Origin of the sequence: Aeromonas sp. sif0611, assembly GCF_019218845.1 — a bacterium.
GTDB lineage: Bacteria > Pseudomonadota > Gammaproteobacteria > Enterobacterales > Aeromonadaceae > Aeromonas > Aeromonas media.
Genome location: NZ_JAHUWU010000045.1, coordinates 1 through 297 on the forward strand (window position 1 = coordinate 1; position 297 = coordinate 297).

Here is a 297-nt window from a genome sequence, read left to right on the forward strand (position 1 = left end):
ACACCGGCAGCGTGACCGAAGACGAGACCAACCCGACTCTGACCGAGACCGGCACCCTGAGCGTCACCGACGTGGATGGGGTCGACGAAGCCAAGTTCCTGGCCGGCAACGGCACCCCGAGTGCGGGTGCGCTGGGTAGCCTCGCCATCACCGAAGGCGGTGCCTGGACTTACCAGGTCGACAACAGCAAGGTGCAGTACCTGGGCGAGGGCGAAACCAAGGTCGAGACCTTTGTGGTCACCTCCGTGGATGGCACCGAGCACACCGTCACCATCACCATCACCGGCGTCAACGATG

At 64.3% G+C, this 297-nt stretch carries 1 protein-coding gene; it reads left to right on the forward strand.

Translation table 11 applies throughout. From position 1 onward, the window contains the following. A partial coding sequence (locus KW824_RS20695; protein ID WP_218410890.1) for a VCBS domain-containing protein occupies positions 1–297 on the forward strand: 297 nt, incomplete at both ends.